Origin of the sequence: Lentzea nigeriaca (genome assembly GCF_016907955.1) — a bacterium.
GTDB lineage: Bacteria > Actinomycetota > Actinomycetes > Mycobacteriales > Pseudonocardiaceae > Lentzea > Lentzea nigeriaca.
In genome coordinates this window covers 500,494-522,209 of the sequence record NZ_JAFBCX010000005.1, presented here as the reverse complement: position 1 = coordinate 522,209, position 21,716 = coordinate 500,494, and the positions used below count along the sequence as shown (strand labels likewise).

Sequence of the window (21,716 nt, the reverse complement as noted above, 5' to 3'; positions counted from 1 at the left end):
GGCGTGGACGCGAGACAGCTGTGGCTGAGGTTCGAGCCCTACCACGACGTCACGTACTTCACGCCCGAATCCCGCGCGGCGACCGACGCGCTGGGCTGCAAGGGCGGCTGGATGGGCTACTTCGGCATGCGCGCGGCACCTCTGGGTGCGGCGTCCCCGGAGTTGGTGACGGCTGTCTTCTACAACTTCGCCCCACGCATGGTCGCGCGCGCTCTGCCCGACGCGTGGGCCGTCGCCTCGCCCGCCGAGTACCTGCGCGTCCGGCTGGAGGGGGTGGATCTGGCCCTGCGGCGGATGCTGAGTTCCGTCGACACGCCCGAGATCGCCGAAGCCGCTGATCTGGCCCGTTCCGCGGCTCTGGCCGTCGACGTGGCGGGGCGCCCGCTGGCTGCCGCGAACCGCGCGTTGCCGTGGCCTACCGCACCGCACCTGGCCTTGTGGCACGCGTGCACGATCTTGCGCGAGGCCCGCGGTGACGGTCATGTCGCAGCTTTGGTCACGCACGGCATCGGCCCGTGCCAAGCGCTTGCGCTCTACGCCCGTGAACATTCCCTCGATCCGGCATACATGCGCACCGCACGTGGTTGGAGTCTCGAGGAGTGGGAAGCCGTTTCGGACCTGCCCGGCGACCTCGCCGCGGTAGAGCATGCAACTGATGCTGCTGCTCTCGCGCCGTGGGAGGCGTTGGGCGCCGCCGGAACTTCGCGGTTCATCGAGCTGATGACACCGCTCGCTCTACGCATCGCTTCGGCCAACGACGCGATGCGCGTCAACCCGATGGCCCTGGACCCGGTCCGGGAACTAGCCGTGCCAGGATGGAACACGTGACAAGGCCTGATCCTCGCAAGACCGCCGCACTGTCCGCCGCGCTCTCGGGCGCCGTCGATCTGGGCGCCCTGAAGGCCCGAGCCGATGCCGCCCGCCAGGCTGCCGCCGCGCCTGCCTCCGGTGCTCCGGCTGATAACGGCTCCGTGCCGTGGATCGTGGACGTCACCGAAGCCTCGTTCCAGGCTGTCGTCGAGCAGTCCCTGCAGGTGCCTGTCGTGGTGCTGCTCGGGGCCTCCTACAGCCCGGAGTCGCAGCAGCTCGCCGCTTCGCTCACCCGCTTGGCTACGTCCTCGGGTGGCTCGTGGATTCTGGCTCGGGTCGACCTGGAGCAGGCGCCTCGGATCGGGCAGGCCTTCGGGGTGCAGTCCGTGCCTACCGTGGTGGCCGTTGCTGCTGGTCAGCCCATTGATGCGTTTGCCGGTCCGATTGCCGACGGTGAGCTTTCGCAGTGGATTGCTCGGTTGTTGGACGCGCTGCGGGATCGGCTGCCCGGGATTCGGGCCGGGGAGGCCCGGGCCACCGCTCCTGCTGAGGAGGACGTGGTCGAGGATCCTCGGATCGTTGCTGCCGAGGAAGCCTTCGAGCGTGGCGATTATGCTGCCGCTCAGGAGTATTACTCGCAGATTCTTGCTGTTGAGCCTGCTAATGAGCTGGCCAAGGAAGGATTGGCACAGGCTCGGTTTGCTGAGCGGGCCGAGGCTGTTGATCCTGAGGTGATCGCCAAGGCTGATGCTTCTCCTGAGGATGTTGAGGCTCAGTTGGCCGCTGCCGATGCTCAGGTTGCCTTGCAGCAGGTTGAAGAGGCTTTTGCTCGGCTTGTCGGCACTGTTCGGCGGGTTTACGGGGATGAGCGGGATCGGGTTCGGCAGCATTTGGTCGGGCTGTTCGAGCTGTTTCCGTCGGATGATCCTCGGGTCGCGGCGGCTCGGCGGAATCTGGCTGCTGCGTTGTATTGATTTGGGGGGCGCGTGCCAGCACTGTTGGCAGTAGTTGGAGTGATCTGTAATCGATTACATCAACCGGTGTCTACAACCAACTCACGAGCGCAGGACCGTGAGACCGCGACCGCTGAAGTGCAGCCCGACCTGACCAAGCACCACTAGGGGCGGCGGCGTTCCAGTAGGACCGTGTCTCGCCATTCGCCGTGGTGTTGGGCGATTCGTTCGCGCACGCCCACGGTTCGGAAGCCCGCTCGGTGGTGCAGGGCGATGCTGGCCCGGTTCTCCGGGAAGATCACGGCCTGCAGGGTCCACAGGCCGTCGGCGTCGGCGGCCGAGACCTGGTGGTGCAGCAGGGTTTTGCCCACGCCTCGGCCCTGGTGGGCGTCGCCGACGTAGATCGAGGTCTCGGCGACGCCGGAGTAGCACTCGCGGGCCGAGACCGGGGTGGCGGCGGCCCAGCCTGCCACCGCGCCGTCCACCACGGCGATCCAGCGGTGGTCTGGCAGCCACTTGGATTCGAGGGTGCGGCGGGAGGGCACTTCGGTTTCGAAGGTGGCGTTGCCGGTGGCTATGCCCTCGCCGTAGATGCGGCGGACTTCCGGCCAGTCGGCGGCGGTCATGGCGCGGATCGTCACGCCGGAGACCGGGGTCACCGTGCCTGTGGTCAGGGCGCCCATCACGGCGTCGGCGGCGTGGGGGAGGTCCGTGCAGCAGGCCGGGTTCACGGAGACGAGGGTGGCTGTGCCCTCGCGCTGGACCTGGATGAAGCCGACCTCGGCCAGTTTGCGGACGTGGTGGGAGCAGGTGGACTGGCTCACGCCCAGCAGGGTGGTCAGTTCGCCGACGGTGACCGGGGCCGGGGCTGAGGCCACGTGGTGCAGCAGCCGGACTCGGGTGGGGTCGGACAGGGTCGAGAACCACGAGGCGTAGGTCGCGGCTTCATCGGTCAGCACGTCGGCAAGTATCGACGTGCGTCGATGGAATTTTCAAATCGAATACTTCTTCACGCAGTACGAGGAGCCTCGGAAGAAGCCGTCGCCGAACGCCTCCACGCGGGCGAAGCCAGAGGGGACGGCTTTGCCGTTCACGTCGGAGGCGATGAGGCTGTTGTCGGCCAGGAGTTCGGCCACTGCCTCGTCCAGGTCGCCGGGGGAGAGTCGCAGGCCCGCTGCCGGGTCCGGACGGTTCGTCAGGCCTGCCCAGGCGCCGGTCAGGCAGGCGGTGCGTTGGCCCGCGGCGTCGTCATCCAGTTTGAAGCCCGTGGCGTGCTGGATGGAGAGGGAGAAGCGGGAGGCGATCACGGCGAAGGCCGCGAAGTCGCCGATGCCGCCCTTGGTGCCCTTCTTCGGGGGTGTGCCGATCTTCACCAGTGACGGGAGGTCCAGCTGGATCTGGTTGGTGGAGGGGCAGAACGAGGCCGGGGAGGTGGTCTGGGCGTCGGTGCAGGGCTTGATGCCGGTCTTGTCGACGGTGGGGAAGGCCGCGCCGCTCGACTTGTAGGCGTCGCGAAGGGACTCGTCGAGGGCCTTGAGGTACTTGTCCTGGTCGATCTTGGCGTTGCCGCGGCCCTGGCCCTGGTCGGAGTCGGACAGGTCGAAGGGGCGTTCGGTGATGCGCTTGTTGATCTCGGCCTCGTTCATCTCCGCGCAGCGCGAGGCGCCTCGGGTGAAGCCGAACTGGAACGACGAGACGCGGTCGAAGGCGCTGCCGTGGGCGCCCTGCTTCTCGAACGACGTGCCTGCCGCGTCGCGGATGAAGAACATCGTCTGCAGGACCTGGTTGAGGCCCTCGCCGGTGGAGAGCTCGAAGTGCTTCGACTTGTTCTCGGCGATCCAGCGCATGAACACGCCGGTGTAGCAGTCGGCCTGCTGTTCCTTGACGATCGACGGGGTGTTGGCGCCGATGTTGGAGGCCGCGCCGAGCTTGTACTGGACGGCGTGACCCATCTCGTGGGCCAGCACGGTGACCACGGCCATGGGGCCGAAGGAGTCCTTGAGCATCGGGAGGAGCTCGCCGCGGTCCCACGTGATGCTGTCGTCGAGGGCGCAGTAGAAGGCGTTGGCGATGCCCGCGGTGCTGAGCTTGCAGACCTCGACGCCCTTGCCGGCCGAGTCGTAGGAGATGAAGCGCTTGACCGGCTCGAAGGTCTTGCCGGGGAACGCCTCGGGGATCTCGGCCTTCCAGAACTCCTGGACGTCGGCCAGGGTGTTGATGGCCAACTGGTCCATCTCGCCGCCGTCGCCGTTCTCGACGCTCAGGTCGGCGTCCTGCACGCCCTTCTTGGGGCCGGACGGGCCGTTGGAGATCTCCAGGCCCGCCACCTTCGTGGGGTCGGGGCGTTCGCCCTTCGGTGAGCCCTCGACCACGGAGCCGCAGGCGGTCAGCGCTGCGGTCGCGGCCAGCGCGACGGCGATTCGTCCGATCCCCATGGCCGAACCCTACTAAGCGTGGTTCACGCCCGTGGCGGAAGGACCAGGGGCCAAACGTGAAACCGTCTCACCCCCTGGGGTGATTTCAAGACTACGCGGACTCGTTTTCGTTGTCCTGCCTATGTTTCGGAGCGCACAGTCCCACCCTGCAAGCCTTCGGTGTGGAAGGAGTTTGGCGGTATGGGAAGAACGCGCTGGGCACGGTTCGCAGGGGTGCTCGGTATCGGTGCCGTCGGTGCCGGTGCCCTCCTCTTCGGCATGTCCCAGGGAGCGCTGGCAGCATCGTTCGCGGTGTCCGGCCAAGATTTCAAGGTGTCCGCCGACTACCTGGACGGCAAGGGATTCGTCCAGTTCGGTGGGGTGGACGCGGGTGCCGGCAAGGTGCACGTCGTCGCGGTCAGCGGCTTCAAGACCGCCTCGCTGAACAAGTTCTGTCAGTCGGTGTTCGTCGCCAACATGCCGATCGTGGGCGATGTGACGATGCGTATCACCGCGGACGGTGTCGGCGGTATGTCCGCCGACAACCTGGTCGTCAACCTCACCGATCTGTCCGGTGACCTGGAGCTGGGTGCTCCGGACATCGGCATCGACGCGGGCAAGGTGGACAAGGGACCGAAGGACCTCAAGGGGCTGCCGGGCTCGTTCGGTCTGCAGGCTGACTCGGCGAAGATCACCGGGCTCAAGCAGACCGCCTGGTCCACCACGGCCCAGACCATCAGGTTCAAGGGCATGAACCTGACCATTCGCCAAGGGAAGCAAGAGTGCTTCTGAGGGTCTGGCGCGGCTTCACCGCGTGGCGGCGTGGCCGGCCCTTCTGGGCCGGCCTGTTCGTGGCCATTGGAGCGCTCATCATCCTGTTCCCGCCGTACGCCAACCTGAAGTTCGGCGACATGGTCATCTCCATCCAGACGCTCGGTGGCGTGTCCGCGCTGCTGATCGGCGCGTTGCTGGTGATCTGTGCGGTGGCGTTGTGGGTGGCGCCCAAGTTCCGGCTGGCGGCGGGCATCGTCACGGTGCTGCTGTCGCTGGTCGCGCTCGTCGTGACCAACCTCGGCGGCTTCCTCTTCGGCACCCTCTTCAGCCTGCTCGGCGGCGCGCTCGCCGTGGCGTGGACGGATGCCCCCGCGAAGCCGAAGAAGTCCAAGCGCGGTGCCGAGCCCGGCCCTGAGACCACCCAGAGGGTTCAACCCACATGATCCGGACTCAGCCGATGGCCGCGGTCGCGATGGTCGCGGTGCTGGCGCTGCAGCCGCCGTCGAGTTCCGAGCCGCCGCCTCCCAGCAGCAGCTCACCCGCTCCGACGACGAGCTCGGAGCCGCCTCCCGCCTCCAGCAGCAGCGCCACTCCACCGCCGGCGTCGTCGTCCGTGCCGACCCCTCCGGCGAGCACGGAGCCACCGCCGTCGACGTCGGCGCCCTCGCCACCGGCCCCTGCCCCGGTGGCGGGCGGAGGGCGTGAGTGGACGCTGAACGCGTCACGGCTGGAGCTCGGTGGGCTCAACTACGTCGGTGTGGTCGACTCGATGCTGAACGGCCAGGTCATCAAGGTCCTGAAGTTCACGACGACCGACATGAAGATCAGGGACCTGGTCCAGTCGGCCGAGGTGTCGCCGGGCGTCAAGCTCGTCACGACGGCACGTGCCGGCAGCACGTCGACGGTCTCGTCCGGACGGATCGAGCTGTTCACGATCCAGCTCAAGGGCAAGCTGGACGTCCTCGGGATCAAGATCCCGGTGGACTACACGGCAGCCCACCCGCCGCCGCTGAACGTGCCCTTCGTGACGTTCACCGACGTGACGGTGCGCAACACCGATCTCAAGGGCGGCAAGCTCACGATTCCCGGCGCGCGGATCTCCGTGGTGACGGTGCCGCAGGCACCGGTCGAACGGCGCTGACGCCCGCGAAAGCCCTGAAGCCCGCACACGCCACGAGGCTGTGCGGGCTTCAGCTCGTCAGAGGCCGCACTTCTTCGGGCCCTCGAACACGCCCTCCCGGAACCGTGCCACCCGCTCGAACCCCGGATCGATCGCGTCCTTGCCGCGAGCGTCACGGGCCGCGTAGTCGAATCGCAGCAGGACCGTCACGGCCTCGTCGAAGTCACCCGGCGACAGCCCGAACGCGTTGCCCTGACGCTGGAACACCGCTCCCGTGTACGCACCGGCCAGGCACAGCACCGCGGCCGACGCCTGCTCGCCCTCCACCGGCTTGCCCATGACGGCCAGTTCGGCCATCGCGTACCGGGTGGCGATCAACGTGCCGGTCGCGTAGTCGCCCAGCTCCTTGTGCAGCTGCGGCAGCTCGTCCTTCGTGTCGATCTTGATCGTCTTGTCCGCCGGGCAGTACGCGACGGGGCCCTGGTCGCCGGAGCAGTTCGGCTCGGTCTGGGAGGACTCGGCCCGCGGCGACGGCCAGGTCTTGCCCGCGGACGTGGCCAGGGTCTTGAAGTAGCCGTCGAGGTCGGGTGTCACCGACTCGAGCATCTGCGCGAACGGCAGGTTGCCGCCGTTCGCGCGGTCCGTGACCGTCGTGAACGCGCGCTGCGTGAACGTGCGGTTCTGCACCGACATCTGCGCGCAGAACTTCGTGCCCTGCTGGTAGCCGTCCTGGAACGCCGCCACGCGGTCGAACGCGCTGCCGTGCGCCTGTGCGTCCTCGGGGGAGGTGCCGACCGGGTCGCGGAACGTGATCAGCGCGCCCAACGCCTTGTCCAGGGCGTCCGTGCCGATGTCGAGGCGTTTGGACTTGCCGTCGGTCACGTTGCGCACGAACGAGCCCGCGAAGCAGTCGGCCTGGGCCTCGGTGAGGATCGTCGGGTACTTGTCCGGCTCGCGGCGCTCGGCCTCCGGCGTGATGCCCATGCGGTTCTGCACGGCGTGCCCGATCTCGTGGGCCAGCACGACGACGACCGCGGCCTCGCCGAAGCGGTCCTGCAGCACCGGCAGCAGCGACGCGCGGTCCCAGGCGATGGCGTCGGCGGCCGGGCAGTAGAACGCGTTGCCCTCCACGTCGGCGGCCTTCTGGGTGCACGGCGGCGGCTTCGCGGTGGCGTCGGCCGTGTCGACCGAGTAGTAGCCGCCGGTCAGCTTCTTCCACGGCTTGTTGAACGTCTGCTGGAACGACTGCGTCCAGAACTCGTCGATGTCGGTGAGCGCGGTGGCTGCCAGCTTGTCGATGGGGCCGTTGTCCGATCCGCGCACCTGCACGGTCTCGGTGGAGGCCTCCTTCTTCACCACCTTGGCGGCACGCGGGCGCCCTGGAATCTCCGCGGTGCACCCCGCTGCGAGCAGGGCGGTCAGGACGATCAGCACGACGCTGCGGAGCGGCATGAGCCCATTGTGCCTGGCGCTCGGCTTGAGGGACGTCCTACTCGGCGAACTCAGGCGCATACAAGAGGCAACGTGCGGATCACCCGAGAGGTTCACCGAGCCGTGATCCGGCAGACGATCTACATTTCCACGTGTGCGCGAATTGGTTTGCGCCCTGATGTTCCTCCTCGGCCCTCCTACCGGGGCCGATCCGGCCATGCCCGGCTGCATCGGGGGCATCGCGCCCGACCCGCGGCACGGGGTGATCACCAGGCCCGGCACCGTCGACACGACCCTCAAGGCGGTCCCGGGAGGCGTCTACGACCTGAGTGTGTGGTCGGGCAGCACGAAGCCGGGACCGGCGACCGCGACCGGCCTGCGGTTCCTCGACGAGACCGGCGTCCAGACCGGACGGACCTACACCCGCCGGCCGACGCGGCGGAACACGAAGCGGTACAACAACTACGGCATGATCGCGCCACCGAAGGCGGCCACGGTCCGGTTCTTCGCCACGACGAACACGGAGATCCACTGGGACTGCGTCTTCCTCCGGGTGTCCGCCTACGACCTGCGGCTCGAAGCCGCGCGGAACACCCTGAAGATCACCGTCACCAACACCGGCAGCGAACCGCTGACCAACCTGAAGCTCACCGCGACCGGTTGCGCGGACACACCGCCGTTCGACCTGAAGGACCAGGTCGTCCGCACCTGCACCGGCACGCCACCGGCCACGGCGAAGGTGTCCGGCGCGCTCTACTGGAACGGAGCGCTGCCGGACAGATCAGTCAGCCTCGGTCGTGGGGGCGGGCACCAGCCACAGCACGCCGGCCGGCGGTAGCTGCAGCAAGGCGGAGTACGGCCGCCCGTGCCACGGCTTGGCCTCGGCCTCGACACCACCGAGGTTGCCCACGCCGGAGCCGCCGTAGTGCGCGGCGTCGGTGTTCACGAGCTCCTTCCACCGCCCGGCGACCGGCAGGCCCACCCGGTAGTCGTGGTGCGGCATCCCGGCGAAGTTCGCGACGCAGGCCAGCACCGAGCCGTCCTCGCCGACCCGCAGGAACGACAGCACGTTGCCACCGGAGTCGTTCGCGTCGATCCACTGGAAGCCCTCGGGCGTCACATCGTGCGAGAACAACGCCGCGGACCGCCGGTACACCGAGTTCAGATCGCGCAGCAACGACTGGATTCCCTGGTGCAGGCCTTCCTGCTCGACCAGGTGCCAGTCGAGGGACCGCGACTCCGACCACTCCTGCTGCTGCCCGAACTCGCCGCCCATGAACAGCAGCTGCTTGCCCGGATGCGCCCACATGAACGCCAGCAGGGACCGAACGCCCGCGGCCTTGTTCCAGTCGTCGCCCGGCATCCGGCCCCACAGCGAGCCCTTGCCGTGCACCACCTCGTCGTGCGACAGCGGCAGCACGAAGTTCTCGCTCCACGCGTAGACCAGCGAGAACGTCATCTCGTTGTGGTGGAACGACCGGTGGATCGGCTCACGCGACAGGTAGTGCAGCGTGTCGTGCATCCAGCCCATGTTCCACTTGAACCCGAACCCGAGCCCGCCCAGGTGCGTCGGCCGCGTGACGCCCGGCCAAGCCGTCGACTCCTCGGCGATCATCACGACACCGGGGTGCCGCCGGTACACCGTCGCGTTCAGCTCCTGCAGGAACCGCACCGCGTCGAGGTTCTCGCGGCCGCCGTACTCGTTCGGCAGCCACTGGCCCTCCGGCCGCGAGTAGTCGAGGTAGAGCATCGACGCGACGGCGTCCACGCGCAGCCCGTCGAGGTGGAACTCCTCGATCCAGTACAGGGCGTTGGCGACGAGGAAGTTGCGGACCTCGTTGCGCCCGAAGTCGAAGACGTACGTGCCCCAGTCGAGCTGCTCGCCGCGGCGCGGGTCGGCGTGCTCGTACAGCGCCGTGCCGTCGAACTTCGCGAGCGCCCAGCTGTCCTTCGGGAAGTGCGCGGGCACCCAGTCGACGATCACGCCGATGCCGCGCTGGTGCAGCGTGTCGACGAAGAACCGGAAGTCGTCCGGCGACCCGAACCGCGAGGTCGGCGCGTAGTACGAGGTGACCTGGTAGCCCCACGACCCGCCGAACGGGTGCTCGGCGACCGGCAGCAGCTCGAGATGCGTGAAGCCCATGTCCTCGCAGTAGTCCGCGAGCTCGGTCGCGAGCTCCCGGTACCCGAGACCCGGCTTCCACGATCCGAGATGCACCTCGTAGATCGACATCGGCGCGTTGACCCACTGCGTGGCCTCGCGCCGGGCCTCCCACTCCGCGTCCTGCCACTGGTACTCGGACCGGGTGACGACCGAGGCCGTCTGCGGTGGGATCTCCGTGGCGAACGCCATCGGGTCGGCCTTCTCGTGCCACACGCCGTCCGCGCCGAGGATGCGGAACTTGTACCGCGATCCCACCGGGACGTTCGGCAGGAACACCTCCCACACACCGCTGGAACCCATGGAGCGCAAGGGGTTCGCGCGTCCGTCCCATCCGTCGAAGTCGCCCGTCACGCGCACACCGCGCGCGTTCGGCGCCCACACCGCGAACGAGACACCGGTGACGTCGCCGGAAATCGTTTCGTAGCAACGGACATGCGCGCCGAGCACGTCCCACAGCCGTTCGTGCCTGCCCTCGCCGATCAGGTGCAGGTCCAGCTCGCCGACCGTCGGCAGCCACCGGTACGGGTCGTCGACCTCGACGGTGTGGTCGCCGTACGACACCAGCAACCGGTAGTCGCCGGGCGCCTCGGGCAGCTCGCCCTCGAACAGCGCGTCGGCGATGCGTGGCAACTCGACCTGCTTGTCACCCCAGGAGACCGCGACCGACGTGGCACCGGGCCGCAACGCCCGTGCGATCACCTGATCGCCGACGGTGTGCACACCCAGCACCGAGTGCGGGTCGTGGTGGGCACCGGACAGAATCCGGTCCAGGTCGGCCTTCACGGCTACTCTCCTCCGCTGGTCATCCGGGCGATCGACGACAGCGGAACCGTCAACCACTCCGGCCTGTTGGCGTGCTCGTAAGCGACCTCGTAGACCGCCTTGTCCAGCTCGAACGCGCGCAGCAGGTGCGCGTTGTCCCGCGGGTCGGCCGCCACCTCGGCGTAGCCGTCGCAGAACGCCGCCCGGTTGCGCTTCGTCCACTCCATCGCGCGGTAGGCGAGCTGGTCGTCATCGGGCTGGCCGATGAGCAGCTGGCGTGCCGCGTAGTCGAACGACCTCAGCATTCCCGCGACGTCGCGCAACGGCGACTTCAGCGCGTTGCGTTCCGCCGCGGGTGCCGCCGGCTCGCCCTCGAAGTCGATCAGCAGCCAGCCGTGCACGGTCCGCAGCACCTGGCCGAGGTGCAGGTCGCCGTGGATGTGCTGGATCGGGATGGCCCCGATGTGCTGCCGCGCCTCGTCGAACGCGGCGCGCAGCGGTTCCTCGTAGCGGCCGAGCTCCGGCACCGCCTCCAGCACGGTGTCGAGGCGCTGCTGCATGCCCGCGATGGCGTGCGTGATCGCGTCCTCGTCCGCGAGCCGCGTGCCGAGCGCCTGGGCGAGGTCGGCGTGCACCTGCGCCACCGCGTGGCCGAGGCGGCAGGCCTCACCCGCGAAGTCGCCGCCGACCTCGTCGGCGTGCAGGTCGGCCTCCGCCATCAGGTCGCGCACCGAGGTCTTGGCCATGTCCCAGCCCTCGACCGCGTCCGGCAGGAACTCCTGCAGCATCGCGAGCGTGACCGGTTCGCCGTCCAGTTCGGTCGAGATCGAGCCCAGCGGCAGGGCGATGTGCTCGCAGCCGACGGACCGCAACGCGCGGTGCATCACCAGGTCGCGGTTCTCGCCGCGGGCGAGCTTGCGGAAGATCTTCAGGATGTACTGCTGGCCGTAGATCACCGAGGTGTTGGACTGCTCGACGCCGATCGGCCTGCCGCGCAACGAGGTGCGCAGCTCGACACCTTCCTCGTGGGCGAACGTGATGCCGTCCACGCGTTCCCCTGCCGCGATCTTCCGCAGCAGTAAGCCGTTCCGCTCGGGATCGGCCGTGGCGTCGAAACCGTCGGAGTGCTCGCTGATGATCAGCTGGTACTCCTCGGTGCGGCCTGGCTGCTCGACCTCGACGATCGCGTGCACCACGTCGTCGGCCAGCGGGGTCGTCCGCAGTGGACGGACGGCGGTGACCGGGCGGTCCTTGCCACCGAACCAGCGCAGCGTGGGCAGGACGTCGGGCAGTGTGGTGACCAGCTTGTCGGTGAGCTCGTCGGGATCAATCACGCGCGATTCACCTCATTTCGCCGTCGTCGCCCGCCTCTACCAGCTGGAACCAGTAGAAACCGTGACCGGGAAGGGTCAGCAGGTAAGGGAGTTCCCCGATCGCCGGGAACTTGACACCTCCCGTGAGCTCCAGCGGCGTGTAGTCGCGGTGCTCGGAGAGGTCCAGTTCGACCGGTTGCGGGAAGCGTGACAGGTTGTTCACGCAGAGCACGATGTCCTCGCGCCCATCCGGTCGCTTCCACAGTCGCTTGTAGGCGAGCACGCTGGGGTTCGAGCCGCCGAGCTCGCTGAAGTCGCCCTCGGCGAACGCGTGGTGCTGCTTGCGCACCTCGATCATCCGGCGGGTCCAGTTGAGCAGCGACGACGAGTTGTTGAGCTGCGCCTCGACGTTCAGGCCCTGGTAGCCGTAGACCGGGTCCATGATCACCGGCAGGTAGATCCGGCCGGGGTCACAGCTGCTGAAACCCGCGTTGCGATCGGGCGTCCACTGCATCGGCGTGCGCACGGCGTCGCGGTCGGCGAGCCAGATGTTGTCGCCCATGCCGATCTCGTCGCCGTAGTACAGAACGGGCGAGCCGGGCAGCGACAGCAGCAGCGCCGTGAACAGCTCGTGCTGGTTGCGATCGTTCTCCAGCAACGGGGCCAAACGCCTGCGGATGCCGATGTTCGCCTTCATCCGCGGGTCCTTGGCGTACTCCGCGTACATGTAGTCACGTTCCTCGTCCGTGACCATTTCCAGCGTCAGCTCGTCGTGGTTGCGCAGGAAGATGCCCCACTGCGCGTTCTCGGGGATTGACGGCGTCTGCGCCAGGATCTCCGAGATCGGGAACCGCGACTCCCGCCGCACGGCCATGAAGATCCGCGGCATCAACGGGAAGTGGAACGCCATGTGGCACTCGTCGCCGCCGATCTCCGGATCACCGAAGTACTCCACGACGTCCGACGGCCACTGGTTCGCCTCGGCGAGCAGCACCCTGCCGGGGTACTCGTCGTCGACGACCTTGCGGCAGCGCTTGAGGAACTCGTGCGTGCGCGGCAGGTTCTCGCAGTTCGTGCCCTCCTCCTCGAAGAGGTACGGCACGGCGTCGAGGCGGAACCCGTCGATGCCGAGGTCGAGCCAGAACCGCAGGACGTCGAGCATCGCCTCCTGCACGTCCGGGTTCTCGTAGTTGAGGTCCGGCTGGTGGCTGAAGAACCGGTGCCAGAAGAACTGCCCGCGCACCGGGTCGTACGTCCAGTTCGACGACTCGGTGTCGACGAAGATGATCCGCGCGTCCGCATAGCGCGAGTCGTCGTCGCTCCACACGTAGTAGTCGCCGTACGGGCCCTCGGGGTTCTGGCGCGACTCCTGGAACCACGGGTGGGCGTCACTCGTGTGGTTGAGGACCAGGTCGGTGATCACCCGGATCCCGCGCCGGTGCGCCTCCTCCAGCAGGTACACGAAATCCTCGACGGTGCCGAACTCCGGCAGCACCGCGCGGAAGTCGCTGATGTCGTACCCGCCGTCGCGCAGGGGCGAGGCGTAGAACGGCGGCAGCCAGAGGCAGTCGACGCCGAGCCACTCCAGGTAGTCGAGGCGGGAGGCGAGTCCTCTGAGGTCACCCGTTCCGTCACCGTTGGAGTCGCTGAACGCGCGGACCAGGACCTCGTAGAAGACGGCGCCCTTGAACCAGCTGGGGTTCGGCTTCGCCTGCCTCGCCGACTTGAAGTCCTCGGCCTGAGGCTCTATGAGCAGGCCCTGCTCGTCCATGGCCTCACCGGTGTGCGGGACGCCTTCCAGCCCCAGTGCCGCGTCCGGACGGGTGTCTTCGTTCATGATCTCCCACCTCGTCGGGGGTGTGGTGTCCTCGATGAAGGGAACCTTCATCCACCTGAGGTGTACGAAGGTTCCCTTCATCGTCAGCTGAAGCGGCGCTGCAGGCTCACGACGTGCGCGACGGCACGCCACGGCTCGAGGCGGACGTAGTTGGCCTGTCCCCAGTCCCAGGTCTCGCCGGTGACCTCGTCGTGCGCGATCACCCGTTCGTGCCAGTCGAACCCGAGCGCGGGCAGGTCGAGGTACAGCGTCCCGTCCTGCGCGTTGTTCGGGTCGAGGCTCACGACCACGACGACCGTGTCGCCCGTCTCCGGATCACGCTTGGAGTAGGCGAGCAGCGCGTCGTTGTCCACGTGCTGGAACTTCAGCGTGCGCATCTGCTGGAGCGCCGGATGCGCCTTGCGGATGTGGTTCAGCTTGCGCAGCCACGGTTCGAGCGACCGCCCGTCCGCCAGTGCACGGGCGTAGTCCCGTGGCCGCAACTGGTACTTCTCGGAGTTGAGGTACTCCTCGCTGCCGGGCTTGACGGCCTCGTGCTCGAACAGCTCGTAGCCGCTGTACACGCCCCACGACGGGGCGAGCGTGGCCGCCAGCGCCGCCCTCAGCGCGAACATCCCGGGGCCGCCGTGCTGCAGCGACTCGTGCAGGATGTCCGGAGTGTTCACGAAGAGGTTCGGCCGCGCCTCGTCCCAGTGGTCGCGGAGATCCTCGCCGAACTCGATCAGCTCCTGCTTGCCCGTCCGCCACGTGAAGTACGTGTACGACTGGGTGAAGCCGAGCTTGGCCAGGCCGTAGAGCCTGGCGGGACGGGTGAAGGCCTCGGATAGGAACAGCGTGTCCGGGTAGACCTCCTTGACCTTCCAGATGAGCCACTGCCAGAAGTCCGGCGGCTTCGTGTGCGGGTTGTCGACCCGGAAGATCCGCACCCCGTGCTCGGCCCAGTAGAGGACCACGCGCAGCACCTCGTGGTACAGGCCCTGCGGGTCGAGGTCGAAGTTGATCGGGTAGATGTCCTGGTACTTCTTGGGCGGGTTCTCGGCGTAGGCGATCGTCCCGTCCGGCCGGGTGGTGAACCACTCCGGATGCTTGAGCACCCACGGGTGGTCCGGCGCGCACTGCAGCGCGAAGTCGAGCGCGACTTCGAGGCCGAGCTCGTGCGCGCGTTCGACGAGGGCGTCGAAGTCCTCGATCGTGCCGAGCTGCGGGTGGATCGCGTCGTGGCCGCCCTCGTCCGCGCCGATCGCCCACGGAGAACCCGTGTCCTCGGGACCGGCGACGAGAGTGTTGTTGGGGCCCTTCCGATTCACTCGCCCGATCGGGTGGATGGGCGGGAAGTAGACGACGTCGAAGCCCATCGCCGCGACCCGGTCGAGCTCCTTGGTCGCCGTGGCGAACGTGCCGTGCACCGCCTGGCCGGTCTCGTCGATCCCGCCGGTGCTGCGAGGGAAGAACTCGTACCACGAGCCGTACGCGGCCTTCTTGCGGTCGCACCAGATCTTGTGCGTCTTGCCCTTGGTGATCAGCTCGCGCACCGGGTGCTCGAACATGACCTTCTGGACCTCGTCGGCCATCGCGGGCGCGACGCGTTCGTTGAGGGGCCGGTCCGTGTCGCGAAGTGCTTCCGCAGCAGACGTGAGAAGTGCTCGCTCTTGCCTACGATCGGGTCGGCGTGCCACCCGATCGAGTAGCTGGGCGCCGATCTCGAGATCGTTTGCGAGATCACCGGGGCCTTGTCCCGCCGCGATCTTCACCTCAACGGTGTGGTTCCAGGTGCCCCAGGGGTCACTCCACGCATCGATCCGGAACGTCCACGCGCCCTGGTGGTCGGGAACGATCGTCGCGCCCCACCGGTCGAGGCCGATACCGACCTCGTGCATTCTCGTCTGGCGGGCGACTCGGTCGTTCGGGCCGCGCCACGTGACTGTCGCGGCGAGCTTGTCGTGCCCCTCGCGCCAGACTGTTGCTTGGACCGGAATGTGTTCTCCCACAACGGCTTTGGCTGGATACCTGCCAGCCGACACCACCGGGGATACGTCGTCGATACCGAGCCGTCCACTCATCGGCAGCGCCTTTCCGCCGTGTCGCTCCGCGTCGCCCGTAATCCTGCCTTGCTCGATCAAGCAGCCCGTCAGCGGGTTACCCCTTGTAGATCCGTACCCCGTCGCTGTCGATCGCACACCTTGAGCCACTGTCGTGTCCAGGGCTACGGGGCATCATGTGTCCACCTCACGTTCTCTCCAGTGGACCTTTCCCAGGCAACTCACAACGTTACGAGGGTGCTACGGGTACCGTCCCGCGCGTGAACAAGCTTGGCGACCGCTACGTCCTGCTCGACCAGCTCGGCGCCGGTGCGATGGGCGTCGTGTGGCGTGCACGCGACGAACTCCTGCACCGGGACGTAGCGGTCAAGCAGATGTTGCTGAACGACGTGCAGCCGCACGAAGCCCATGAGGCCGTCCAGCGCGCGATGCGCGAAGGGCGGATCGCAGCACGCCTGCAGCACCCCAACGCTATCGCGGTGTACGACGTCGTGCTCGACAACGGCAAGCCGTGTCTGGTGATGGAGTACCTGCCGTCCAAGAACGTGTCCACGATCCTGGACGAGCGCGGGCCGATGCCGCCCGTCGAGGTCGCCCGCATCGGGTCGCTCGCCGCCTCCGCGCTGGCCGCCGCGCACGCCGCCGGCATCGTGCACCGCGACATCAAGCCCGGCAACGTCCTCATTGGACGCGACGGCAATGTCAAGATCACCGACTTCGGCATCTCGCGCGCCCTCGGCGACGTCGCCGTGACCAAGACCGGCATGCTCGCCGGCACGCCCGCGTACCTCGCGCCGGAGCTCGCCCGCGGTGCCGAGCCCGCGCCGCCGTCCGACGTGTTCTCGCTCGGCGCGACGATCTACGCGATGACCGAGGGTGAACCGCCGTTCGGCAGGAGCACCAACGACCTCGGCCTGCTCTACAAGGTCGCGCGCGGCGAGACCCGCCCGCCGATGCGGTCGGGCCCGCTCACGCCGTTGCTCGTGCGGCTGCTGGCCAACGAGCCGTCGCAGCGGCCCACCGCGGCCCAGGCGGCGGCGGAGCTGAAGGCGATCGCGGACGGCGTTCCCGTTCCGGCCACCACCGTGCTCCCTCCGCGTCCGATGACGCCGCCGTCCGGCACGGCCGTGATGCCGTCGTCGGGTCCGGGCACCCAGGGTCCGCGCACCCAGGGGCCGCGCACGATGCCGCCGCAGGGCCCGCGCACCAGGCCGCCCGCTCCGCCGGAGGAGCCGGAGCCACCGCGCAAGAGCAACCGGGGGCTCGCCATCGCCGCCGCGATCCTCGGCGTCCTGCTGATCGCGGGCGCGGCCTACGCGATCATCCAGAACCAGGGCGACAAGGACCGGACGACGGGCTCCGGCGCCACCACCACGAAGCCGACCTCGCAGTCGCAGATCGTTCCGCCGACCACGACCAACGCCAAGCCGACGACCACCAAGCCTGCCCAGACGACCGAGCCGAGCAAGCCGACCTCGGCGCCGCCGGCGAGCAAGTTCACGAAGGCCCAGGTCACCCAGTTCGTGCAGCAGCACTACGCGAAGCTGCCGCAGAACGCGGCAGAGGCCGTCGAGGACTGGGACCCGGACAAGGCACCGGGCGTGAGCTCCGAGAAGGAGTATTGGGGCGGTTACACCAAGGTCGTGATCAAGGGAACCCCGCTGGTCACGGCGTCCGACGACGGCACCTTCACGGTGACGACGGCCCTGCAGCTGACCGAGTCGGAGACCAACAAGACCGTCACGGAGGAGCACACCCTCAAGATCGACGGCAAAGGCGAGAAGCTGCAGATCGTCAAGGAGGATCGCTAGTACCCTGGGCGCCCGTGCAGACCCTTGCCGACAGGTACGTCCTGCTCGAGCGCCTCGGCAGCGGCGCGATGGGAGTCGTGTGGCGAGCCCGCGACGAGATGCTTCACCGCGAGGTCGCGATCAAGCAGCTGTTGCTGCCCGACCTCGACCCGAGGCAGGTCGAGGAGGCCTGTGAGCGGGCGATGCGGGAGGGCAGGATCGCCGCCCGGCTGCAGCACCCGAACGCGGTCGGCGTCTTCGACGTCGTGATCGAGGACGGCAAACCGTGCCTGGTGATGGAGTACCTGCCGTCCCGCAGCCTGTCGGAGGTGCTCAAGGAGCGGGGCACACTGCCGTTCGAGGAGACCGCGCGGATCGGCGCACAGGTCGTGGCCGCGCTCGCCGCGGCGCACGAGGTGGGGATCGTCCACCGGGACATCAAGCCCGGCAACGTCCTGATCGGACACGACGGCCGCGTCAAGATCACGGATTTCGGCATCTCGCGTGCGGCCGACGATGTGGCGCTCACCAAGACCGGAAGGCTCTCCGGCACGCTCGCCTACCTCGCGCCGGAGCTGGCCCGCGGCGCGGAACCGGACCCGGCGGCGGACATGTTCTCGTTCGGGGCGACTCTCTACGCGATGACGGAGGGGCAGCCGCCGTTCGGGCGCACCGAGAACGAGTTCGGTCTGCTCTACAAGATCTCGACCGGACAGGTCACGCCGCCTGCCCGGTCCGGGCCGCTGACGCCATTGCTGACCCGGCTGCTCGCGATCGAACCCGCGGACAGGCCGACGGCCGCACAGGTCGTCGAGGAGCTGGCTGCCCACACCGCGAGCCGCTCGGGGCGCCGAACCGGGATCCTGGTCGCCGCGGTCGTGCTGGTGTTTCTTGTCGTCGCCGCGGCCGTGACCGCGCCGTTGCTGTTCGGCCGCGACCAGGCCGCGGGCTCCGGCAGCGGTTCGACGGGACAGAGCGCGAGCAAGACGCCGGAAACCCCTGCCGCGCTCACCACCAAGGACGTGGACACCTTCATCCGGCAGCACTTCGCCAAACTGCCGAAGGACACCGCGGGCGCCCGCCAGGACTGGGTTCCCGAGGCCCGGCCGGCCGTGCAGACCGACGACCAGTACTGGAAGCGGTACGAGGTGGTGGCGATCTACGGTGAGCCCCGGATCAGCAGCACCGCGCAGGACGACCAGCGGTACTCCGTCGGGCTCGACCTGACGCTGCGCAAGCAGGGCGCCCGTGAGCACGACGTGTCGATCGAGGGTTTCCGGCTGGATCTCGTGGTCAAAGACGGCAAGCTGCTCATCGCCCACGCGCGCGAAGCGAGCGGCTGAATCGCCGTATCGGCAGCTCACGGGCGGTCCGCGTCTTGACCGGTTCTGCAAGTCGTTGCAGGTGTGACCGGGAACGTTGTCAGGCACCGAGGGGTGGCAGGTAAGTTCGCTCGTCATGCGAGCACTTCGCCGGTTCACCGTCCGAGCCAGTCTGCCGGAGCCCCTGTCCGCGCTGAGCACGCTCGCCACCAACCTGCGCTGGACGTGGCACCCGCCCACGCAGGAACTCTTCACCTCGATCGACCCTCACGTCTGGTCAGAGGTCGGTGGCGACCCGTTGCGCCTGCTCTCCGTCGTGGACGCCGGAAAACTGGAGGCCCTCGCGCGAGACGAGCAGTTCCTGCTCAAGCTCCACGCGCTCGCCTCCGACCTGGAGCGCTACGTCGAGGGGCCGCGGTGGTACCAGCGGCGCCAGGACGAGATCGCCCAGCGGCGCGAGCACGGGGCGACCACCGACACACCGTTGCCGACGAGCGTCGCGTACTTCTCGATGGAGTTCGGCGTGCACGAGGCGCTGCCGAACTACTCGGGCGGCCTCGGGATCCTCGCCGGTGACCACCTCAAGGCGGCCAGCGACCTGGGCGTTCCGCTGATCGCGGTCGGCCTGCTCTACCGGTCGGGGTACTTCCGGCAGTCGCTGTCGCTCGACGGCTGGCAGCAGGAGCACTACCCGTCGCTCGACCCGCGCGGCCTTCCGCTGGAGCTGCTGACCGAGCCGTCCGGGCTGCCGCTGCTCGTCCACGTGGCGATGCCGGGCGACCGGATGCTGCGCGCCAAGATCTGGCGGGCGCAGGTCGGCCGGGTGCCGTTGCTCCTGCTCGACTCGGACGTGGAGCAGAACGACGAGGACCTGCGCGGCGTCACCGACCGGCTCTACGGCGGCGACCAGAACCACCGCATCCGCCAGGAGATCCTCGCCGGAATCGGCGGTGTTCGGGCGGTTCGCACGTTCTGCGAGCTCACCGGCCACGCGCAGCCCGAGGTGTTCCACACCAACGAGGGCCACGCGGGCTTCCTCGGCCTCGAGCGGATCCGCGAGTACATCACCAACGACGGCCTCGACTTCGACCAGGCGCTCACGGCCGCGCGCGCCGGTGCCGTGTTCACCACGCACACGCCCGTGCCCGCCGGCATCGACAGGTTCCCGGTCGACCTGGTCCAGCACTACTTCGGGTCTGAGCAGCTCGTGCCCGGCGTGAACACCCAGCGCATCCTCGCGCTCGGCGCCGAGGACAACCCCGGCATGTTCAACATGGCCCACATGGGTCTGCGGCTGGCCCAGCGCGCGAACGGTGTGTCCAAACTGCACGGTGAGGTCAGCAGGGACATGTTCCGCGGCCTCTGGCCGGGCTTCGACTCCACCGAGGTGCCGATCGGGTCGGTCACCAACGGCGTGCACGGGCCGACGTGGGCCGCGACCGAGATGAGCAAGCTGCTGGGTGGGTCCGAAGCAGACAACCAGAGCTCCGGCCTCGGGTCCTTCGAGCCGGTCACCGACGCGGGCCTGTGGGAGCTGCGCTCGACGTTGCGCGGCCGTCTGGTCATGGAGGTGCGGCGCCGGCTGCGCGAGTCGTGGCTGCAGCGCGGTGCGTCGGCGCTGGAGCTGGGCTGGACCGACTCGGTGTTCGACCCCGGCGTGCTGACCGTCGGGTTCGCCCGCCGCGTGCCGACGTACAAGCGCCTCACGCTGATGCTGCGCGACCCGGAGCGGCTGCGTTCGTTGCTGCTGCACCCCGAACGCCCGGTGCAGCTGGTGGTCGCGGGCAAGTCGCACCCGGCCGACGACGGCGGCAAGGCGCTGATCCAGCAGATCGTGCGCTACGCCGACGACGCGGGCGTGCGGCACCGGATCGTGTTCCTGCCCGACTACGACATGTCCATGGCCCGGTACCTGTACTGGGGCTGCGACGTGTGGCTGAACAACCCCATGCGCCCGCTCGAGGCGTGCGGCACGTCCGGCATGAAGGCCGCCCTGAACGGCGGCCTGAACCTGTCCATCCGCGACGGTTGGTGGGACGAGCTCTACGACGGGTCCAACGGCTGGGCGATCCCGACCGCGGACGGCGTCACCGACCCGATCCGCCGGGACGACCTCGAGGCCAACGCCCTCTACGAGCTGCTCGGTTCGCAGGTCGCGCCGCTGTTCTACGACCGAGGCGAGGACGGCGTGCCGACCCGCTGGATGTCGATGGTCCGGCACACGCTGGCCTCGCTCGGGCCGGTCGTGCAGGCCTCGCGCATGGTCCGCGACTACGTGGAGAGCTACTACGCGCCGGCGGCCGCGTCGGCGAACGGTGTGGTCGGCGACGGCTTCCGCGGCGCGAAGGAGCTGTCGGGGTACCGGCACCGCCTGCGTGCGTCGTGGACGCGGGTGCGGGTGCTCGACAGCGACCTCGCGCTCGGCGGCTCGTCGGTGCCGGTGCTGGGTGCGCCGGTCATCGTGCGGGCAAGGGTCGAGCTGGCGGGGCTGGAGCCGTCCGAAGTGGACGTTCAGGTCGTGCTCGGCAAGGTGTCGCACGACTCCGACGAGCTCAACGACGTCGTCACGGCGCCGATGAACTACGCGGGCAACGGCAACTACGAGGCGGAGGTGCCGCTGCCGCACGCCGGCTCGCTCGGCTACACCGTGCGCGTGCTGCCTCGGCATCCTCTGTTGGCGTCTCCTGCCGAACTCGGCAGGGTCGTCCTCGCCAGCTGAGATCAGCACAGGGCATCCAGTTCGCCTTCAAACGGCGGGCTGGATGCCCTGATGCGTTCGTCTTCCTTGTTTCCTGTTCACTGCTCGTGACCTGGCTCAGGCGCGTGTTCGATTCAGCGCCTTCCCTCCATCGAATGAGTACTTTTTCGAGCGGGTGAATTCACAATCTCCGCTGGTAGGGGTGCGTGCACAGGCTTACGCTCTGTCGCATGGAATGAACCGCACCAGAATTCCCACGACGGCATTTCCGGCGCGGCTCCAGCGAATT

Annotated in this window: 17 protein-coding genes; 9 read left to right on the top strand and 8 right to left on the bottom strand. The window is 68.4% G+C overall.

Annotation, left to right across the window (positions count from 1 at the left end; translation table 11 throughout):
- Nucleotides 1–3: 3 nt before the first annotated feature.
- Together JOD27_RS20585 and JOD27_RS20580 are read left to right on the top strand one after the other, a co-directional pair.
- Entirely contained in the window at nt 4–828 is an 825-nt protein-coding gene (locus JOD27_RS20585) for an SCO6745 family protein (RefSeq protein WP_204763837.1), read from the top strand.
- Nucleotides 816–1,784, top strand: coding sequence for a tetratricopeptide repeat protein (locus tag JOD27_RS20580; protein ID WP_204763836.1), 969 nt, complete (start codon nt 816–818; stop codon nt 1,782–1,784). The genes JOD27_RS20585 and JOD27_RS20580 overlap by 13 nt, the downstream gene beginning before the upstream one ends.
- A gap of 143 nt (nt 1,785–1,927) precedes the next feature.
- On the opposite strand, the gene JOD27_RS20575 is transcribed toward JOD27_RS20580, so the two are convergent.
- Together JOD27_RS20575 and JOD27_RS20570 are read right to left on the bottom strand one after the other, a co-directional pair.
- Nucleotides 1,928–2,722, bottom strand: coding sequence for a helix-turn-helix domain-containing GNAT family N-acetyltransferase (locus tag JOD27_RS20575; RefSeq protein WP_307830232.1), 795 nt, complete (start codon nt 2,720–2,722; stop codon nt 1,928–1,930).
- 33 nt (nt 2,723–2,755) lie between these two features.
- Entirely contained in the window at nt 2,756–4,198 is a 1,443-nt protein-coding gene (locus JOD27_RS20570) for a neutral zinc metallopeptidase (protein ID WP_204763835.1), read from the bottom strand.
- A gap of 180 nt (nt 4,199–4,378) precedes the next feature.
- Here JOD27_RS20570 and JOD27_RS20565 point away from each other — a divergent pair, with 180 nt between their 5' ends.
- Entirely contained in the window at nt 4,379–4,969 is a 591-nt protein-coding gene (locus JOD27_RS20565; protein WP_204763834.1) for a DUF6230 family protein, read from the top strand.
- Entirely contained in the window at nt 4,960–5,394 is a 435-nt protein-coding gene (locus tag JOD27_RS20560; protein WP_204763833.1) for a DUF6114 domain-containing protein, read from the top strand. The genes JOD27_RS20565 and JOD27_RS20560 overlap by 10 nt, the downstream gene beginning before the upstream one ends.
- Nucleotides 5,395–5,401: 7 nt before the next feature.
- Here the strand turns inward: JOD27_RS20560 and JOD27_RS20555 are convergent, their stop codons facing one another.
- On the bottom strand, nt 5,402–5,587 hold the full coding sequence (locus tag JOD27_RS20555; RefSeq protein ID WP_204763832.1) for a hypothetical protein: 186 nt from the start codon (nt 5,585–5,587) through the stop codon (nt 5,402–5,404).
- Between the two features lie 49 nt (nt 5,588–5,636).
- Here JOD27_RS20555 and JOD27_RS20550 point away from each other — a divergent pair, with 49 nt between their 5' ends.
- Nucleotides 5,637–6,092 carry a hypothetical protein gene (locus tag JOD27_RS20550; protein WP_204763831.1) on the top strand — a complete coding sequence of 152 codons (456 nt, stop codon included), beginning with the start codon at nt 5,637–5,639 and terminating at the stop codon, nt 6,090–6,092.
- Between the two features lie 57 nt (nt 6,093–6,149).
- On the opposite strand, the gene JOD27_RS20545 is transcribed toward JOD27_RS20550, so the two are convergent.
- Nucleotides 6,150–7,523, bottom strand: a complete 1,374-nt coding sequence (locus JOD27_RS20545) for a neutral zinc metallopeptidase (RefSeq protein WP_204763830.1) — start codon at nt 7,521–7,523, stop codon at nt 6,150–6,152.
- Between the two features lie 133 nt (nt 7,524–7,656).
- Between JOD27_RS20545 and JOD27_RS20540 the strand changes: the two genes are divergently transcribed.
- Nucleotides 7,657–8,340: a DUF7850 domain-containing protein gene (locus JOD27_RS20540; RefSeq protein WP_204763829.1), complete on the top strand. Its 684-nt coding sequence runs from the start codon at nt 7,657–7,659 to the stop codon at nt 8,338–8,340.
- Here JOD27_RS20540 and glgB read toward each other — a convergent pair.
- The 4 genes from glgB to JOD27_RS20520 all read right to left on the bottom strand — a co-directional run bounded on the left by glgB (nt 8,284) and on the right by JOD27_RS20520 (nt 15,638).
- Nucleotides 8,284–10,449, bottom strand: a complete 2,166-nt coding sequence (gene glgB, locus JOD27_RS20535) for a 1,4-alpha-glucan branching protein GlgB (RefSeq protein ID WP_204763828.1) — start codon at nt 10,447–10,449, stop codon at nt 8,284–8,286. The genes JOD27_RS20540 and glgB overlap by 57 nt on opposite strands.
- A gap of 2 nt (nt 10,450–10,451) precedes the next feature.
- Complete coding sequence (locus tag JOD27_RS20530; protein WP_204763827.1) at nt 10,452–11,762, bottom strand: maltokinase N-terminal cap-like domain-containing protein; 1,311 nt, start codon at nt 11,760–11,762, stop codon at nt 10,452–10,454.
- Nucleotides 11,763–11,769: 7 nt separating this feature from the next.
- Nucleotides 11,770–13,578 carry a maltose alpha-D-glucosyltransferase gene (gene treS, locus JOD27_RS20525; protein ID WP_204763826.1) on the bottom strand — a complete coding sequence of 603 codons (1,809 nt, stop codon included), beginning with the start codon at nt 13,576–13,578 and terminating at the stop codon, nt 11,770–11,772.
- An 83-nt stretch (nt 13,579–13,661) separates the two neighbouring features.
- The gene (locus JOD27_RS20520) at nt 13,662–15,638 is read right to left on the bottom strand and encodes an alpha-1,4-glucan--maltose-1-phosphate maltosyltransferase (RefSeq protein WP_204763825.1); all 1,977 of its coding nucleotides are present in this window, start codon (nt 15,636–15,638) and stop codon (nt 13,662–13,664) included.
- Nucleotides 15,639–15,877: 239 nt separating this feature from the next.
- Between JOD27_RS20520 and JOD27_RS20515 the strand changes: the two genes are divergently transcribed.
- The 3 genes from JOD27_RS20515 (at nt 15,878) to glgP (ending at nt 21,448) form a co-directional block, all read left to right on the top strand.
- Nucleotides 15,878–17,428 (top strand): serine/threonine-protein kinase, encoded by a 1,551-nt coding sequence (locus tag JOD27_RS20515; RefSeq protein ID WP_307830231.1) that lies wholly within the window; start codon nt 15,878–15,880, stop codon nt 17,426–17,428.
- Between the two features lie 14 nt (nt 17,429–17,442).
- Nucleotides 17,443–18,750 (top strand): serine/threonine-protein kinase, encoded by a 1,308-nt coding sequence (locus JOD27_RS20510; protein WP_307830230.1) that lies wholly within the window; start codon nt 17,443–17,445, stop codon nt 18,748–18,750.
- Between the two features lie 115 nt (nt 18,751–18,865).
- A complete protein-coding gene (gene glgP, locus JOD27_RS20505) occupies nt 18,866–21,448 on the top strand; it encodes an alpha-glucan family phosphorylase (RefSeq protein ID WP_204763823.1) in 2,583 nt (860 codons plus the stop codon).
- The last annotated feature ends 268 nt before the right edge of the window (nt 21,449–21,716 follow it).

Coding starts and splice junctions, on each gene's coding strand:
- JOD27_RS20580 (WP_204763836.1), top strand. CDS start 816: ATGGAACACGTGACAAGGCCTGATCCTCGCAAGACCGCCGCACTGTCC.
- JOD27_RS20570 (WP_204763835.1), bottom strand. CDS start 4,198: ATGGGGATCGGACGAATCGCCGTCGCGCTGGCCGCGACCGCAGCGCTG.
- JOD27_RS20565 (WP_204763834.1), top strand. CDS start 4,379: ATGGGAAGAACGCGCTGGGCACGGTTCGCAGGGGTGCTCGGTATCGGT.
- JOD27_RS20545 (WP_204763830.1), bottom strand. CDS start 7,523: ATGCCGCTCCGCAGCGTCGTGCTGATCGTCCTGACCGCCCTGCTCGCA.
- treS (WP_204763826.1), bottom strand. CDS start 13,578: ATGAACGAAGACACCCGTCCGGACGCGGCACTGGGGCTGGAAGGCGTC.
- JOD27_RS20520 (WP_204763825.1), bottom strand. CDS start 15,638: ATGAGTGGACGGCTCGGTATCGACGACGTATCCCCGGTGGTGTCGGCT.
- glgP (WP_204763823.1), top strand. CDS start 18,866: ATGCGAGCACTTCGCCGGTTCACCGTCCGAGCCAGTCTGCCGGAGCCC.